The following is a 14,740-nucleotide window of genomic DNA, read 5'->3' as shown; positions in this document are numbered from 1 at the left end:
TATAACGCGTCGGTCCCGGTCCCGTCCAGAGGTCGACCGACGAGTCGTCCGATGAATCGATCTTTCCCGGTACCGCCCGACCAGGCCGAACGGCCCGACCACCCCCCGTTGGGATGAACGCCGTGCGACCGGGGGCCGCGACGGCCTCCGATCGTCCACTCTTGCAGTCCGCGCACGACCAGTCACCGTCCGCCGGATTCCACGCCGCCGCCGTCCGACGAGGGAAGTCAATGAACAACCACCGGACCACCCGGTCCGCGGGAGCGCTCGCGACCTCAGCAGTGCTGGCCGCCGCCCTCCTGCACCCCGCGGGGGCCGCGACCGCGGCCCCCGCCGCGGGACCGCTCGCCGAAGCCGTCCCCACCGCCACCGCGACCCCCGCCGCCGGCGGCTCGTCCGAGCGGATCGGCCAGTCGCTCACGAGGGCCACCGGCACGGTGACCGCGTTCGTCGAGCTGACCGGGGCGCCCGCCGTCGAGACCTACACCGCCGCGCGGGCCAAGGGCGAGGACCCCGACCGGACGAAGGGTGCCGTGCGGCGGGCGCGGGAACTCAGCGACGCCGCGGCCGACAAGGTCGTCGGCGAGCTGCGCGCCAAGGACTCCGCGACGCGGGAGGTCGGCAAGACGTCCAACGCCGTGTCCGGGGTCGTGGTGACCGCCGACGCGGCCAAGGTCCGCGAGCTGACCTCGATGCCCGAGGTCAGGTCCGTGCGGCTGAGCGTGCCCAAGGTCGTGCAGAACGCCAGCTCCGTGCAGCTCACCAGGGCGTTGCGGGTCTGGCAGGACACCGGGCGCCTCGGCGACGGGATCCGGATCGGCATCGTCGACACCGGTGTCGACTACACCCACGCCGACTTCGGCGGCCCCGGCACGGTCGCGGCCTACGACGCGGTGGACCGCACCACCGTCGACCCGGCGTCCTTCCCCACCGCGAAGGTGCTGGGGGGCAAGGACTTCGCGGGCGACGACTACGACGCGCGGTACCCGGAGAAGTCCACGCCGAAGCCCGACGGCAACCCGCTGGACTGCGGCAGCCACGGCACGCACGTCGCGGGAACGGCCGCGGGGTACGGCGAGAACGCCGACGGGTCCACGTTCACCGGCGACTACGCGGACCTGGACGCCGACGCGCTGGCGAAGATGAAGATCGGTCCCGGCACCGCCCCGAAGGCGTCGCTCTACGCGTTGAAGATCTTCGGTTGCGAGGGCAGCACCAACCTGACCACGCAGGCCCTGGACTGGACGCTCGACCCGAACGGCGACGGCGACCTCGCCGACCACCTCGACGTGGTGAACCTGTCGCTGGGCAGCGACTTCTCCGCCCAGGACGACCCGGACTCGCTGTTCGTCCGCAAGATCACCGCCGCGGGTGTGCTCGTGGTGGCGTCGGCGGGCAACGGCGGCGACTTCTACGACGTGGGCGGCTCGCCCGCCAACACGCCGGAAGCGCTGGCCGTCGCCAACACCAGGGACGCCTTCGCGATGCTCGACGGCGTCGAGGTCGCGGGCCGGCAGGAACCGGGGCAGTACAGCCAGAACTACACCGGGTTCGACGCGCTCGACCTGACCGGCCCGGTGGTCGCGCTGACCGACGCGGCCAACCCGGACGGCTGCGCCGCGTTCAGCGAGGCCGACAAGGCCGCCGTGGCCGGGAAGCTCGCCTGGCTGGAGTGGGACGACAGCGACGCCACCCGCAAGTGCGGCTCGGGCGCGCGCACCGACAACGCGGAGGCGGCGGGCGCGGTGGGCGTCGTGCTGTCCTCGACGCGGGACAACTTCCTGGCCGGCATCGCGGGCAACGCGGGCATCCCCGTCTTCCAGCTCACCGGCACCGCCACCAGGGCCGTGCGGCCCGCGCTGGCCGACGGCACCCTGCGGCTGCGGATGACCGGCGCCCTCCGCAACTCCGTGCCGACCACGACCCCGACGCTCGCGGACACCATCACGCCGTCCTCCTCCAGGGGGTCGCGCGGTGCGGCCGCGGCCAAGCCGGACGTCGCCGCGCCCGGTGATACGATCCTGTCGGCCGACGTCGGCACCGGGACCGGCGCGGCGAGCAAGGGCGGCACGTCCATGTCCTCGCCGCACGTCGCGGGCATCGCGGCGCTGGTCCGCGAGACGCACCCGGACTGGTCGCCCGAGGAGGTCAAGGCCGCGGTCGTGAACACCGCGGGCGCCGACGTGAAGTCCGGTGACGACAACACCTCCGGGACGGTGGAGGCCCCGATGCGGGTCGGCGCCGGTCGGGTCGACGCGCGCGCGGCCGTCGACACGCAGCTGCTCGCGATGGTCGAGGACGACCACGGCCCGGTGGGCGTCTCGTTCGGTCCGGTCGAGGTGGCGGGCCCGGTCGAGCTGACCAGGACGGTCGAGGTCGTCAACAAGGGCGACCAGCCCCGGACCGCGCTGGTCTCCTACCAGGCGGCCACCTCCGTGCCCGGCGTGTCCTTCACGCCGTCCACGCCCTCGGTCAGGGTGGACGCCCACGGCGTGGCGAAGGTCGAGGTGACCCTGCGGATCAGCGATCCGGGGGCGTTGCGCAAGACCGCCGACCCGACGCTGGAGAAGGTCCAGGCCGACCACGCCCGGCAGTACCTCGCCGAGGCCTCCGGACGACTGCTGCTCAGGCCCGTCGGCGAGCGGACGGCACTGCGCGTCCCGGTCTACGCGGCCCCGAAGCCCGTCGGCGACACCGCCGTGGGCACCCCGCGGTTCACCGGCGCGCGGGGCGTACTCGACATCACCGGCCGCGGCCTGGACCAGGGTTCCGGCGACACCGCCTACCGCTCGCTGCTCAGCGCGTTCGAGCTCCAGGGGACCAGCGACCGGCTGCCCGACTGCGACGAGGCCAGGAAGACCGACTGCGCCGTGAACACCACGGCCAAGGGCGGCGACCTGCGCTACGTCGGGGCCGCGTCCACCGCGCCGCAGGCCAGGGCCGCGGGCGCGCCCGCCGAGGCGCTGCTCGCGTTCGGCGTGGTGACGTGGGGCGACTGGGTGACGCTCGGCGGCAACAACACGCCGAAGGTCTCCGTCGACACCACCGGCGACGGGAAGCCCGACTTCACCGTCGAGGTCGCGAAACCCAAGGACGCCAACGGCAGCGTGACCGCGGACCTGTGGCTGGCCAGGACGAAGTCGGCCGACGGGACCGTCGTGGACGAGCGGCCGGTCAACGGCCAGTACGGCGACGTGGACACGAACGTGATGGACGCCGACGTGGTCGTCCTCCCGGTGTCCCTCGCGGCGCTGGGCATCGACGCCGCCGGGCAGTCGCACCGGATCACGTACACGGTCGGCACCGAGGGCAACTACCCCGCGCCCGGCAACGCCGACGGGTTCGTGGACCGGATCGCCCAGCCCCTGTCGTTCGACCCGCTCGCGCCCGGCGCGTGGACGAAGGGCGACGGGGCCGCGGCGCTGTCCTACCGGGCCAAGGGAGGGACGAGCCTGGAGGTCACCCGCGACCCCGCCGCGCTGGCCGCGGACAAGGCGGACACACTGCTCGTGCTGCACCACCACAACGCCACCGGCAAGCGGGCGCAGCTGGTCCCGATCACCGGCGACTGAGCGTTCCCACCGACGGGCCCGGCGTACCCACTTGGGTGTGCCGGGCCCGTCGGGTTCTCGGCATACTCGGTCGAATGGGCTTCGTGGTGGGACTGGACGCCGGCGGCACAGCTACCAGGGCGGTCGTGCTGGACCTGGACGGCACCAGACTGGGAGCGGGCGTGGCGGGCGGCGCCAACCCCAACTCCCACCCGCCCGCCCGCGCGGCCTCCCAGATCGGCGACGCCCTGCGCGCCGCCCTGGAGGGCCTGGACGTGCGGAAGGTCCAGTCCGGCGTGCTCGGCATGGCGGGCTCCAGCAAGCTCACCGACCCCGCCGTGGCCGCGCTGTTCGAGAAGGCGTGGGCGGAGGCCGGACTGCGCTGCCCCATGCGCGTGGTCACCGACTGCGAGGCCGCGTTCGCCGCCGGGTCGGCGTCACCGGACGGCACGGTCGTGGTCGCCGGGACGGGCTCGATCGCCGCGCGGATCGTCGACCACAAGCTGCGCGGCACGACCGGTGGGTACGGGTGGCTGCTCGGCGACGAGGGGTCGGCGTTCTGGATGGGGCGCTCGGCGGTCCGGGACACCCTGGGGCAGCTGGAGACCGACGAGCCGCTGTCCGCGTTGGCCGAGGCGGTGCTGGGGATGTCGCTGGTGGAAACCGCGCAGCGGCGGCGGATGTGGTCGCGGTTGATCACCGTGGTCAACAGCTCGCCGCCGATCGGGCTGGCGCGGTACGCGCCGCTGGTGAGCGCGATGGCCGCGGACCAGGACCCGCACGCGCTGGACATCGTGGACACCGCGGCGCGGTTGTTGGCGGACACGGCGATGGCGGCTCGGGAACCCGGCGAGAGGACGCCGATCGTGCTGGTGGGCAGTCTCGTGGGACCGTCCAGTCCGGTCGGGGACCGGTTGCGGAGCCTGCTCAGGGCGCGGACGGGGGCGACCGTCCGGGTGGCCACCGAGGGCGCGGCCGGGGCGGCGTGGCTGGCCGCCCTCGACCTGCTCGGGCCCACGGCGCCGCGGCCCGCCTAGGGCTGCCACAGCCCGGCTACTCGGGAACACCCGCCACCTCGCCGGGCACCCGGGGGTGGCGCAGGCCGGGGTGGTCGTCCGGCAGCGACCGCCGCAGCAGCCACCAGCTGACCGCGAGGCACAGCGCCTGCAACGGCCACGTCAGCGCGGCGCGGGCGACGCCGAGGGCGACCACCTGGCCTGCGAGGTACAGCGCGCCGAACACCAGCACGCGCACCACGTACTGCCCGACCCAGGCCCAGCTGGCGACGCCGTAGGCGCGCAGCAGGTCGGGATCCTTGCGCCAGCGGGTCTTCTGGCCGATGACGACCCCGACGACGACGCCCAGCAGCGGCCACCGGATGACGATGCTCGCGGCCCACATGAGGGCGCTGGCGACGTTGGACAGCAGCTGCACGAGGAAGAAGTCCTCGGCGCGGCCGGTGTGCAGGGCGACCAGGGCGGCGATCACGACCATCGCGACGCTCACCACGGCGGCGCGCGGGCGTTCGCCGCGGAGCAGCCGCACGACACCGACGAGCACGCCGCACAGGACGGCCGCCCAGGCGCCGACGACCACGGACTGCCCGGCCACCAGCCACCCGAGCACGAAGGCCACCGGGGGCAGGGAGGCGTCCAGCGCCCCGCCCCGGCCACCCAGCAGCTCGGCCAACGACTCCTGACGGCTCTCGGTCATGCCTCCAGCCTGCCTTAGGGGAGCCTTACCCAGGTAACGGACCCGCATCAGCGTTCGGCAAGAGTGTTGACGAATGTGACCCCCGTAACTACGGTTGCCCGAAATCGTCTGGAAAGTTAACAGACAGGAGAGTCGATGCGAGCCGGAAGTCCACGGCTGCTGCGCGAGATCAACGACCGCGCGGCCATCGAGGCGCTACTCCGCAACGGTCCTCTGACGAGGGCCGAACTGGAAGGCATCATCGGACTTTCGAAGCCCGCGACCGCGCAGCTGCTCACCCGACTGGAGGAGTCGGACACGGTGCTGCGCAACGGTTTGCGCGGTGGCGGCCGCGGTCCGCGGGCGCAGCTCTGGTCGGTGAACGGGGCACTCGCGCACGTCGCGGCGGTGGACCTCACGCCGGACCACGTGGACGTGGCGATCGCGGACATCTCCGGCGCGCTGCTGACCGAGCACAGCGCCCCCATGCCGAAGGCGGCCAAGTCAGACGTCCTGGAGGCCTTCCACGGTGCCGTGAGCAAGGCCGCGGGCCAGGCCGGGCTGACCCCGGAGGCGCTGCACCACGTGGTCGTGGGCAGCCCCGGCGCGGTGGACCCGGCCACCGGCAAGCTCGCCTACGCCCCGCACATGCCGGGCTGGGGCGGTTTCGACCTGCTCGACGAGCTGCACGGCCTGCTGGGCACGACGGTCACCGTCGAGAACGACGTGAACCTGGTCGCCGTCGAGGAGATGATCGCGGGCCGCGCGACCGAGGTCCGCGACTTCGTCCTCATCTGGCCCGCCGACGCGGTCGGCGCGGCCGTGGTGGTCAACGGCGTGCTGCTGCGCGGTGCCACCGGCGGCGCGGGCGAGATCGACGGCCTGCAGATCCCGGACCGGGCGGTCGCCGAGACCGGCACCGACCGCACCGGCGGCACGTTCGGCGAGCTGCTCGACAACGGCGCCCTCGTCCGGCTGGCCCGCGCGCACGGCGTCGCGGCCCGCACCGGCGAGGCGGCCGTGCGCAAGGCGCTGAGCTCCGGGCCCGCGGGCCGGGAGTTCCTGGTCGACCTGGCCCGCCGCATCGCCACCGGCGTCGCGGGCGTGATCAGCGTGCTCGACCCCGAACTGGTCCTGCTCTCCGGCGACGTCGCCCAGGCGGGCGGCACGACGCTGGTCGACCTCGTCTCGGCGGAGATCCGCCACCTGGTGGTGCCCCGCACCCCCGTACAGCTCGCCCTGGTCACCGGGAAGCCGGTGCGCTCCGGCGCACTGCACACGGCGCTCTCCGTCGCCAGGGAACAGGTGTTCGGCCTTCCAGCCGCCACGACCGAACCCTTCCGAGGCCCGCACCACGGCAACGCGGCCGTTCTCGCCCCCACCACCCGACGTTGAATCTCCCAGGAGGGCCAATGCGCACCAGGCCAGGCCGTTCGCGGCTTCGCTTCCGGTCAGCTCTGATCGTCACGACGGCAGGGGTGTTGGCCGCCGCGTGCACAGCCGGTGGCGGCGGCGCCTCGGGTCCCGCGGCCGCGCCCGGCGCGGACCAGGCCGTGACGGTCCAGGTCTGGAGCAACTTCTCCGACCGCGAGCTGGGGATCGTCAAGGAGGCGCTGGACAAGTACCACGGCAAGCACACCAACATCACCATCGACAACCAGGGCAGCCAGGACGACGACAAGATCACCCAGTCGATCCGCAGCGGCAACCCGCCGGACGTCGCGATCTCGTTCACCACGGACAACATCGGCCAGTTCGCGTCCAGCGGCGCGTGGCAGGACCTGAAGCCCTACATCGAGCGGGACAAGTACGACCTCGACGACATCCCGAAGGCCGTGCTCGACTACACCGAGTTCAACGGCAACCGGGTCGCCCTGCCGATGCTCGCCGACGTCTACGGCCTGTACTACAACAAGGACCTGCTCACCGCGGCCGGTCTGAGCGCGCCGCCGAAGACCACGGCCGAGCTGCTGGACTACGCCAAGAAGCTCACCGTGAAGAACCCCGACGGCTCGATCCAGGTCGCGGGCTTCCTGCCGCAGATGGGTTTCTACGCGTTCAAGCCGCAGATCGTCGGCACGATGTTCAACGCGCAGTGGGTCGACAAGGACGGCAAGTCCAGCCTGGGCAAGGACCAGGGCTGGAAGGACATGTTCACCTGGCAGAAGGAGCTCGTCGACTTCTACGGCTGGGACAACCTGCAGAAGTTCACCGCGGGCCTCGGCCAGGAGTACTCCGCCGACAACGGCTTCCACGCGGGCAAGGTCGCCATGGCGATCGACGGCGAGTACCGCACGGCGTTCCTCGCCGACCAGACCCCCGGCCTGAACTACGGCACCGCGACGCTGCCGACGTCGAAGCCGGAGAACCACGGCGGCGGCTACACGACCGGCACGATCATCGGCATCCCCAAGGGCGCCAAGAACCCCGGCGCGGCCTGGGATCTGATCAAGTACCTCACGTCGGACACCGACGCCCTGGTCGGCCTGGCCAACGGCCTGCACAACGTGCCCAGCACCAAGACCTCGCTGAGCAGCCCGGACCTGAAGCTGGGCGACAACTTCAAGCCGTTCCTCGACGCGTTCGCCAACAAGAACCTGACGTCGAACCCGGCCAGCACCATCGGCGACCAGTACCTCAAGATCGTGTCCGACTTCGGCGTCTCGTGGCAGACCGGCACGGTGCCCGACCTCGGCAAGGGCCTGGCGGACCTGGACAAGCAGATCGACGACGCCAAGGCGCTCGGCAAGTGAGGTCGACCCCGTGACCACGACCCTGCCGACCCTGGCAGCGGAGCCCGCGACCACCCGCCCCGCCCTCGTGAAGAGGCGGGGCGGGGTGCGCGGCCGCAACCGCCGATGGGTGATCCTGTTCCTGGCGCCGTGGGCGGTCGGGATGGCGGTGTTCTTCGTCTACCCGCTGCTCGCGACGGTGTACTTCTCCTTCACCAACTACAACGGGCTCGACACCGCGGACTTCGTCGGCCTGCGCAACTTCGTCTACCTGTTCACCGGCGACCCGGTGGTCAGGACCGCGGCGTACAACACGCTGTGGCTGGTCGTCGTGCTCACGGTGCTGCGGGTGGCGTTCGGCCTCGGCGTCGCGTCGGTCCTGGCGCGCGTGACGACGGGCAACAGCCTGCTCCGCACCCTGTGCTACCTGCCGTCGCTGGTCCCGCCGGTCGCGGCGACGCTGACGTTCGTGTTCGTGTTCAACCCCGGCACGGGCCCGGTGAACTCGGTGCTCGGCTGGTTCGGGATCGACGGACCGCTGTGGTTCAACGACCCCAGCCTGTCCAAGCCCGCGCTGACCCTGCTCACGCTGTGGGGCTCCGGCGAGATCATGATCATCATCCTGGCCGCGATCCTGGACGTGCCCAAGGACCTGTACGAGGCCGCCCAGCTCGACGGCGCCGGTCCCGTCATGCAGTTCCGCAAGATCACGCTGCCGACGATCGCGCCGGTGCTGCTGTTCGGCGTCGTCAACTCGGTCATCTTCGCCCTGCAGTACTTCACCCAGGCGATCGTGGCGGGCTCGGTCGCGTCGGGGTCGGCCGACATGGTCGGCAACAGCCAGATCATGGGCTACCCCAACAACTCCACGCTCACCTTCCCGGTCTGGCTCTACCAGCAGGGCTTCCGGGCCTACCACATGGGCTACGCCTCGGCGATGGCCGTGGTCCTGTTCATCGTGTCGTTCGCCTTCACCGCGATCCTGATCCGACAGCTGCGGGCGGGCGACTCCGAGGAGGCGAGGAGCTGATGACCGCTCTGCTCAGCGAACCGCCCAAGGTCGCACCGGCCACGGCGGTTCCCAGGCGCCCCAGGAACAAGCGGCAGCTGCTCGACTGGATCGCGGTGCACAGCGTCGCGCTCGCCATGGGCGTGATCTTCACCGTGCCGCTGGTGTTCGTGTTCCTCACCTCGGTGATGTCCGACCGCCAGGCGCTCACGTCGAACATGTGGCCGACCGAGTGGCACTTCGAGAACTTCGCGCTGGTGTTCGAGAAGGCGCCGATGCTGACGTACCTCGGCAACTCGCTGCTGTACTCGGTGGTCGCGACCGCCGGCATGCTGCTGTCCAGCGTGCCCGCCGCGTACGCGTTGGCGCGCTTCAGGTTCCGCGGCAGCAACGCCGCGTTCATGCTCCTGATCGCCGCCATGATGCTGCCGCCGCAGGTGGTCGCCGTGCCGCTGTACAGCATGTGGGCCAGTGCCGGCCTCACCGGCACGCTGTGGCCGCTGATCGTGCCGTACCTGCTCGGCGACGCGTTCAGCATCTTCCTGCTGCGCCAGTTCTTCCTGACCATCCCCGAGGACTACCTCGACGCGGCCCGCATCGACGGCTGCAACGAGTTCCAGATCCTCTACCGCGTCCTGCTGCCGATGACCAGGCCCGGCATCGCGGCGGCGTCGCTGTTCACCTTCCTCTACACCTGGAACGACTACTTCGGCCCGCTGCTCTACGTCGGCGAACGGCAGGACAGCTGGCCGCTGTCCATCGCGCTCGCCTCGTTCCGCGGCATGCACCGGGCGACGCAGTGGAACCTCACCATGGCCGCGACCACCCTGGTCCTGATCCCGGTCCTGGTCCTGTTCCTGTTCGCGCAGAAGTCCTTCGTCCGGGGAATCACGTTCACAGGAGTCAAGGGATGAAGCTCACCGTTGTCGGAGGCGGGTCGACCTACACGCCGGAGCTGATCGACGGCATCGCGGGCCGCCGGACCAGTCTCGACGTGGACGAGATCGTGCTGGTGGACCCGGACGCGCACCGGCTGTCGGTCATCGGGCCGTTCTCCCGGCGGCTGCTGGCGCACGCGGACCACCCGGCCAGGATCACGACCACCGCGAGCCTGGAGGAGGGTGTCGAGGGGGCGTCGGCGGTGCTGCTGCAGCTGCGCGTCGGCGGCCAGGCGGCGCGGCGGACGGACGAGACGTTCCCGCTGGACTGCGGGTGCGTCGGTCAGGAGACGACCGGCGCGGGCGGGCTGGCGAAGGCGTTGCGGACGGTGCCGGTGGTGCTGGACATCGCCGACCGGGTGCGGTCGGTCGCCGGGCCGGACACGTGGATCGTGAACTTCACCAACCCCGTCGGCATCGTGACCCGCGCGCTGCTGCAGGCCGGGCACCGCGCGGTGGGGCTGTGCAACGTGGCGATCGGCTTCCAGCGCTGGGCCGCGGCCCAGCTCGGGGTCGGGGCGGACGACGTCCGGCTCGACCACGTGGGGCTCAACCACCTCACGTGGGAGCGCGGGGTGGTCGTCGACGGCGTCGACCGGCTGCCCGAGCTGCTCGGCGAGCACGGGGACGCGCTGGCCGAGCACATGCGGCTGCCGCTGCCCCTGATGCGGCGGATCGGCGCGGTGCCCTCCTACTACCTCAACTACTTCTACAACCACGACGAGGTCGTGGCGAAGCAGAAGGTCGAGGCGCCGCGCGCGGAGACCGTCGCGGCGGTCGAGGAGGAGCTGATGGCCATCTACGCGGACCCCGCCGTGGTGACCAAGCCCGAGCAGCTCGCCCAGCGCGGCGGCGCCTTCTACTCGGAGGCGGCGGTGCAGCTGGTGCACTCGCTGACCGGCGGCACGGGTGCCGAGCGGCACGTCGTGAACGTGCGCAACGACGGCACGCTGCCGTTCCTGCCGGACGACGCCGTGGTCGAGGTGCCCGCCGCGGTCACCTCCGAGGGCGCGGTCCCGTTGCCGGTGGAACCGGTGGAGCCGTTGTTCTCCGGGCTGATCGCGAACGTGACGGGGTACGAGGACCTCGCGCTGGAGGCCGCCGTGCACGGCGGTCGGGACCGGGTGGCGACCGCGCTGCTCGCCCACCCGCTGATCGGGCAGTACGCCACCGCGGAGCGGCTCGCCGACGAGCTCGTCGCGCGGAACGAGGATTTCCTGCCGTGGGCGAAGGACTCCTGACCGGGGTCCGCTCGTCCTTGATCAGCCACCGGCCCACGAGGAGCTCGCAAGCATGACCGACCGGGTGCTCGCCATCGACGGCGGGAACAGCAAGACAGCCGTGTTGCTGGTCGACGCGGACGGGCAGGTGCTCGCGCAGGTGCGCGGGCCCGGCGCGTCACCGCAGAACGTCGGCCTGGCGCGCAGCCTGGAGGTGTTCGACGGGCTCGTCCGCGAGGCGGCCCGGCAGGCTGGGCTGTCCCCGGACGAGCCGATAGCGAGGCACACGGCCGCCTACCTCGCGGGCGCCGACCTGCCCCGCGAGGAGCTGGAGCTCCAGGCGGAGATCGAGCGGCACGGCTGGTCGGGGACCTCGGTCGTCGGCAACGACACGTTCGCGCTGCTCCGCGCGGGCACGACGGACGGCATCGGGGTCGCGGTGGTGTGCGGCGCGGGCATCAACTGCGTCGCCGTCGCCGCGGACGGCCGCACCCACCGCTTCCCCGCGCTGGGCCGGATCTCCGGCGACTGGGGCGGCGGCGGGCACATCGGCAGCGAGGCGCTGTGGCTGGCCGTGCGCGCCGAGGACGGCCGCGGCACGCCCACCGCCCTGCTGCCCGCCGTCATCGCGCACTTCGGCACCGCGACCGCGGCGGACGCCGTGGAGCGGATCCACTTCGGCGAGGCCGAGGCGGACGAGCACGAGCTGTGCCGGGTGCTGTTCGAGGTGGCGGCGACCGGTGACCGGGTCGCGCTCGACGTCGTGGACCGGCTGGTCGAGGAGGTCATCGTGCTGGCCGAGGTGTCGCTCGGGCGGCTGGACCTGCTGGAGGAGCCGGTGGACGTGGTGCTGGGCGGCGGGGTGCTGACCGGCACCGGCGACATCGTCGTCGGCGCCGTGCGCGACCGCCTGTCCGCCACGGCTCCGATGGCGCGGATCCGCGTCGTCGACCTGCCCCCGGTGGTCGGCGCGGCCCTGCTGGGCCTGGACGCCATCGGCGGCGGTCCCGGTGCCGAGCTGCGGCTGCGCTCCGCCTACGCCGAACAGCCCGCCGAGCAGGCACTCGACCTCGCGTCGGGCGGCTGACCGGCCCCACGGACACCGGTGCGGGGGAGTCATCGGCGGCGGCGCTCCCCCGCGCCGGTCCAAGACCCCGGTGCGGGGTGGTCGATCGGCGGCGGCGCCACCCCGCACCGGGCCCGGTCCCGGTGCGCGCACCGCCGGGTCGACCGGTTCTCCGCCGCTTCGGGTTTCCGGGAATACCGCAGGCAAAGCTCCCGGTGCGGTGGTGACGCGGGTTAGGGCTACCGGTCACCGGGTACCGGTGGAAGACCCCGGTGCGGAGGAGTCGATCGGCGGCGGCGCTCCTCCGCACCGGGCCCGACCAGCCCTCGCGGCTCGCCCTCGCCCCCGACTTGGGACGGGCCGCGGGGGCTTCCCCGTGCCGGTGCTCAGGAGCTGCTGGGCGCGGCCGACGACGGCGTCTCGACGATCGAGCTCGCCGCGACCGACGGCACCGACGGCAGCGCGGGCAGCTCCGGCGTCGACGTGAGCCCCACCGCGCTGGTCGTCTCCTCGGTGCGCCGCGGCTCGGACGCCACCGACGACTCCTTGGCCCCCGCCGACGCGGACCCCGTGGTCGTGGACGTCCTCGACACCCGCGCCGAGGCCGAAGCCGACCCGCTCACCCTGCCCTCGAAGTCCATCGGCGGCAGGTCACCGCCGCTCTGCCCGCGTTCCGGGTCGTTGCTGCCGCGCGGGTCGGCGTTCCCGCTCCCGCCTTGCGGCTGCTCCGCCGAACCGCCCAACCCGATCCCGAGCGCGAGGCCCATGATCACGGCGACGGCCCCGACGGAGATGACGGGCAGGGGTGTACGAAAGTGCACGGCCTCTCCAGGCGCGATCGACTGGTCTGCGAAACCGCAAAGGGTAGGGGCCGAATTGCGATAAACCGCCCAATGCACACATCTCGTCCCTCGAAAGAGTGATGGAAAGACACGGGCGGATAACGAGTTCTAGGGGTTCGGGAATCCATTCGTCGCCAATTCGGTTTACCTCGACGTCGTCCCGCGTCTACGGTTCCATCACCTTCGGTGGCGACGGCGAACGACCTGGAGGCATGCTGTTCGCGCGGCCCCTGAGGGGATGGGCACGGGCCGCGCAGAGGGAGGGGATCGCAGGTGCAGGACTTGGACAGCTTCGTGGCGATCGGGGACAGCTTCACCGAGGGCATGGACGACCCCGGTCCGGACGGCAACTTCATGGGCTGGGCCGACCGCCTGGCCGCGATGATCTCCACCCAGCGCGACGGTTTCCGCTACGCCAACCTCGCGATCCGCGGCAAGACCCTCCACGAGATCGTCGAAGAGCAGCTTCCACTGGCGGTCGCCCTGAAACCCCAGCTCGTCGCCTTCTGCGGCGGCGGCAACGACATCCTCACCCCCGGCACCGACCCCGACGCGCTCGCCGAGGTCTACGAGATCGGCGTCGCCGACCTCCGCGCCGCGGGCAGCGAGGTCATCGTCTTCACCGGCTTCGACACCAAGAGCACCCCGCTCCTGCGCTCGCTGCGCGGCAAGATCGCCATCTACAACACCCACCTGTGGTCAGTCGCCGACCGCTACCACTGCCACATGATCGACCTCTGGGCCATGTCGATCCTCCAGGACAAGCGAGCCTGGAGCGAGGACAGACTCCACCTCTCCCCCGAAGGCCACCACCGCGTAGCCCTACGGGCAGCCGAAGTCCTCGGCTTCCCAACACCGGAACCCTGGAACACCCCCTGGCCCCCCGCCCAGGAATCCGACTGGATGACCCAACGCCGCCGCGACCTCAAATGGGCCCGCGAACACGTCATGCCCTGGGTCGGCCGCCTGGTACGCGGCGAATCCACCGGCGACGGCCTAGCCCCCAAGCGCCCGGAATTGCTACCCATCAGCCGCGACTAATACAAGCAACACCAACGGCAACACCAACAGCAGCAACAAGATCCTTTTACCAACACACCACACAAAGCAAGCACAACACCCCCGACGGGCGCAGCCCGCCAACGCGCATCCGGCGCGAAGCGCCTGGGGCCTCGTCGGCGCCAGCCGATGCCCTGTCCGCCGCGAAGCGCGGATGCCCCGTCCGACGGCGAAGCCAAGGATGCCTTGTCCGACGGCGGAGCCGAGGATGCCCTGTCCGACGGCGAAGCCGAGGATGCCTTGTCGAGCGCAGCTCGATGCTGGCGAAGCCAGACCTACCCCTGCCCCCGATACACAGCGCCCTCCTGCTCCACCCTGCTTTGTCAAGACAGCTTCACCGTCTTGACAAAGCAGGGTGGAGCATTGAGACAATCGCGCGCCGGGGGCCGGGCTTCACCAGGGGCGGGAACAACGGGACCGGGAGCCAGACTCCACCGGGCCCAGGACCCACCAGGAGCAAGCTTCACCGAAGGCCGGACTAAGAGGACCGGTCTTCGCGGGGGTGAGAACGACTCAACCGGGAGCCAGACTCCACCGGACCCAAGGCCCACCGGGAGCAACCTTCACCGAAGGCCGACCTAAGCCAGAGCCGAGCTTCGCGGAGGCGGGAACCACGCAACCAGGAGCCAGA

Annotated in this window: 11 protein-coding genes; 9 read left to right on the top strand and 2 right to left on the bottom strand. The window is 71.7% G+C overall.

What is annotated here, in order from left to right; genetic code table 11:
* Nucleotides 1-230 precede the first annotated feature (230 nt).
* Both CLV43_RS03000 and CLV43_RS02995 read left to right on the top strand, forming a co-directional pair.
* On the top strand, nucleotides 231-3,572 hold the full coding sequence (locus tag CLV43_RS03000) for a S8 family peptidase (RefSeq protein WP_106185370.1): 3,342 nt from the start codon (nucleotides 231-233) through the stop codon (nucleotides 3,570-3,572).
* Nucleotides 3,573-3,646: 74 nt separating this feature from the next.
* The gene (locus CLV43_RS02995) at nucleotides 3,647-4,588 is read left to right on the top strand and encodes an N-acetylglucosamine kinase (protein WP_106185369.1); all 942 of its coding nucleotides are present in this window, start codon (nucleotides 3,647-3,649) and stop codon (nucleotides 4,586-4,588) included.
* 16 nt (nucleotides 4,589-4,604) lie between these two features.
* On the opposite strand, the gene CLV43_RS02990 is transcribed toward CLV43_RS02995, so the two are convergent.
* Entirely contained in the window at nucleotides 4,605-5,264 is a 660-nt protein-coding gene (locus CLV43_RS02990; RefSeq protein ID WP_106185368.1) for a DUF3159 domain-containing protein, read from the bottom strand.
* A gap of 135 nt (nucleotides 5,265-5,399) precedes the next feature.
* Between CLV43_RS02990 and CLV43_RS02985 the strand changes: the two genes are divergently transcribed.
* Genes CLV43_RS02985 through CLV43_RS02960 form a run of 6 tightly spaced genes read left to right on the top strand, consistent with a single transcriptional unit; the run spans nucleotide 5,400 to nucleotide 12,229 of the window.
* Complete coding sequence (locus CLV43_RS02985; protein WP_106185367.1) at nucleotides 5,400-6,638, top strand: ROK family transcriptional regulator; 1,239 nt, start codon at nucleotides 5,400-5,402, stop codon at nucleotides 6,636-6,638.
* A 17-nt stretch (nucleotides 6,639-6,655) separates the two neighbouring features.
* The gene (locus tag CLV43_RS02980; RefSeq protein WP_106185366.1) at nucleotides 6,656-7,996 is read left to right on the top strand and encodes an ABC transporter substrate-binding protein; all 1,341 of its coding nucleotides are present in this window, start codon (nucleotides 6,656-6,658) and stop codon (nucleotides 7,994-7,996) included.
* Nucleotides 7,997-8,006: 10 nt separating this feature from the next.
* The gene (locus tag CLV43_RS02975) at nucleotides 8,007-9,005 is read left to right on the top strand and encodes a carbohydrate ABC transporter permease (RefSeq protein ID WP_211304204.1); all 999 of its coding nucleotides are present in this window, start codon (nucleotides 8,007-8,009) and stop codon (nucleotides 9,003-9,005) included.
* Nucleotides 9,005-9,898: a carbohydrate ABC transporter permease gene (locus CLV43_RS02970; protein WP_106185365.1), complete on the top strand. Its 894-nt coding sequence runs from the start codon at nucleotides 9,005-9,007 to the stop codon at nucleotides 9,896-9,898. The genes CLV43_RS02975 and CLV43_RS02970 overlap by 1 nt, the downstream gene beginning before the upstream one ends.
* Nucleotides 9,895-11,163 (top strand): 6-phospho-beta-glucosidase, encoded by a 1,269-nt coding sequence (locus CLV43_RS02965; protein WP_106185364.1) that lies wholly within the window; start codon nucleotides 9,895-9,897, stop codon nucleotides 11,161-11,163. The genes CLV43_RS02970 and CLV43_RS02965 overlap by 4 nt, the downstream gene beginning before the upstream one ends.
* Before the next feature lie 52 nt (nucleotides 11,164-11,215).
* Nucleotides 11,216-12,229 (top strand): N-acetylglucosamine kinase, encoded by a 1,014-nt coding sequence (locus CLV43_RS02960; protein ID WP_106185363.1) that lies wholly within the window; start codon nucleotides 11,216-11,218, stop codon nucleotides 12,227-12,229.
* Nucleotides 12,230-12,594: 365 nt separating this feature from the next.
* Here the strand turns inward: CLV43_RS02960 and CLV43_RS02955 are convergent, their stop codons facing one another.
* Nucleotides 12,595-13,029: a hypothetical protein gene (locus CLV43_RS02955; RefSeq protein WP_146174625.1), complete on the bottom strand. Its 435-nt coding sequence runs from the start codon at nucleotides 13,027-13,029 to the stop codon at nucleotides 12,595-12,597.
* Nucleotides 13,030-13,323: 294 nt separating this feature from the next.
* Here CLV43_RS02955 and CLV43_RS02950 point away from each other — a divergent pair, with 294 nt between their 5' ends.
* Nucleotides 13,324-14,091, top strand: a complete 768-nt coding sequence (locus CLV43_RS02950) for an SGNH/GDSL hydrolase family protein (RefSeq protein ID WP_106185361.1) — start codon at nucleotides 13,324-13,326, stop codon at nucleotides 14,089-14,091.
* Nucleotides 14,092-14,740 lie beyond the last annotated feature (649 nt).

Origin of the sequence: Umezawaea tangerina, assembly GCF_003002815.1 — a bacterium.
Classification (GTDB): Bacteria; Actinomycetota; Actinomycetes; order Mycobacteriales; family Pseudonocardiaceae; genus Umezawaea; species Umezawaea tangerina.
The sequence above is the reverse complement of the archived record's forward strand: the minus strand, read 5'-3'. Positions and strand labels throughout refer to the sequence as shown.

What these genes read in the sequence shown, in the direction of transcription:
- CLV43_RS03000 (WP_106185370.1), top strand. Translation starts at nt 231, where the DNA reads ATGAACAACCACCGGACCACCCGGTCCGCGGGAGCGCTCGCGACCTCA.
- CLV43_RS02995 (WP_106185369.1), top strand. Translation starts at nt 3,647, where the DNA reads ATGGGCTTCGTGGTGGGACTGGACGCCGGCGGCACAGCTACCAGGGCG.
- CLV43_RS02990 (WP_106185368.1), bottom strand. Translation starts at nt 5,264, where the DNA reads ATGACCGAGAGCCGTCAGGAGTCGTTGGCCGAGCTGCTGGGTGGCCGG.
- CLV43_RS02985 (WP_106185367.1), top strand. Translation starts at nt 5,400, where the DNA reads ATGCGAGCCGGAAGTCCACGGCTGCTGCGCGAGATCAACGACCGCGCG.
- CLV43_RS02980 (WP_106185366.1), top strand. Translation starts at nt 6,656, where the DNA reads ATGCGCACCAGGCCAGGCCGTTCGCGGCTTCGCTTCCGGTCAGCTCTG.
- CLV43_RS02970 (WP_106185365.1), top strand. Translation starts at nt 9,005, where the DNA reads ATGACCGCTCTGCTCAGCGAACCGCCCAAGGTCGCACCGGCCACGGCG.
- CLV43_RS02965 (WP_106185364.1), top strand. Translation starts at nt 9,895, where the DNA reads ATGAAGCTCACCGTTGTCGGAGGCGGGTCGACCTACACGCCGGAGCTG.
- CLV43_RS02960 (WP_106185363.1), top strand. Translation starts at nt 11,216, where the DNA reads ATGACCGACCGGGTGCTCGCCATCGACGGCGGGAACAGCAAGACAGCC.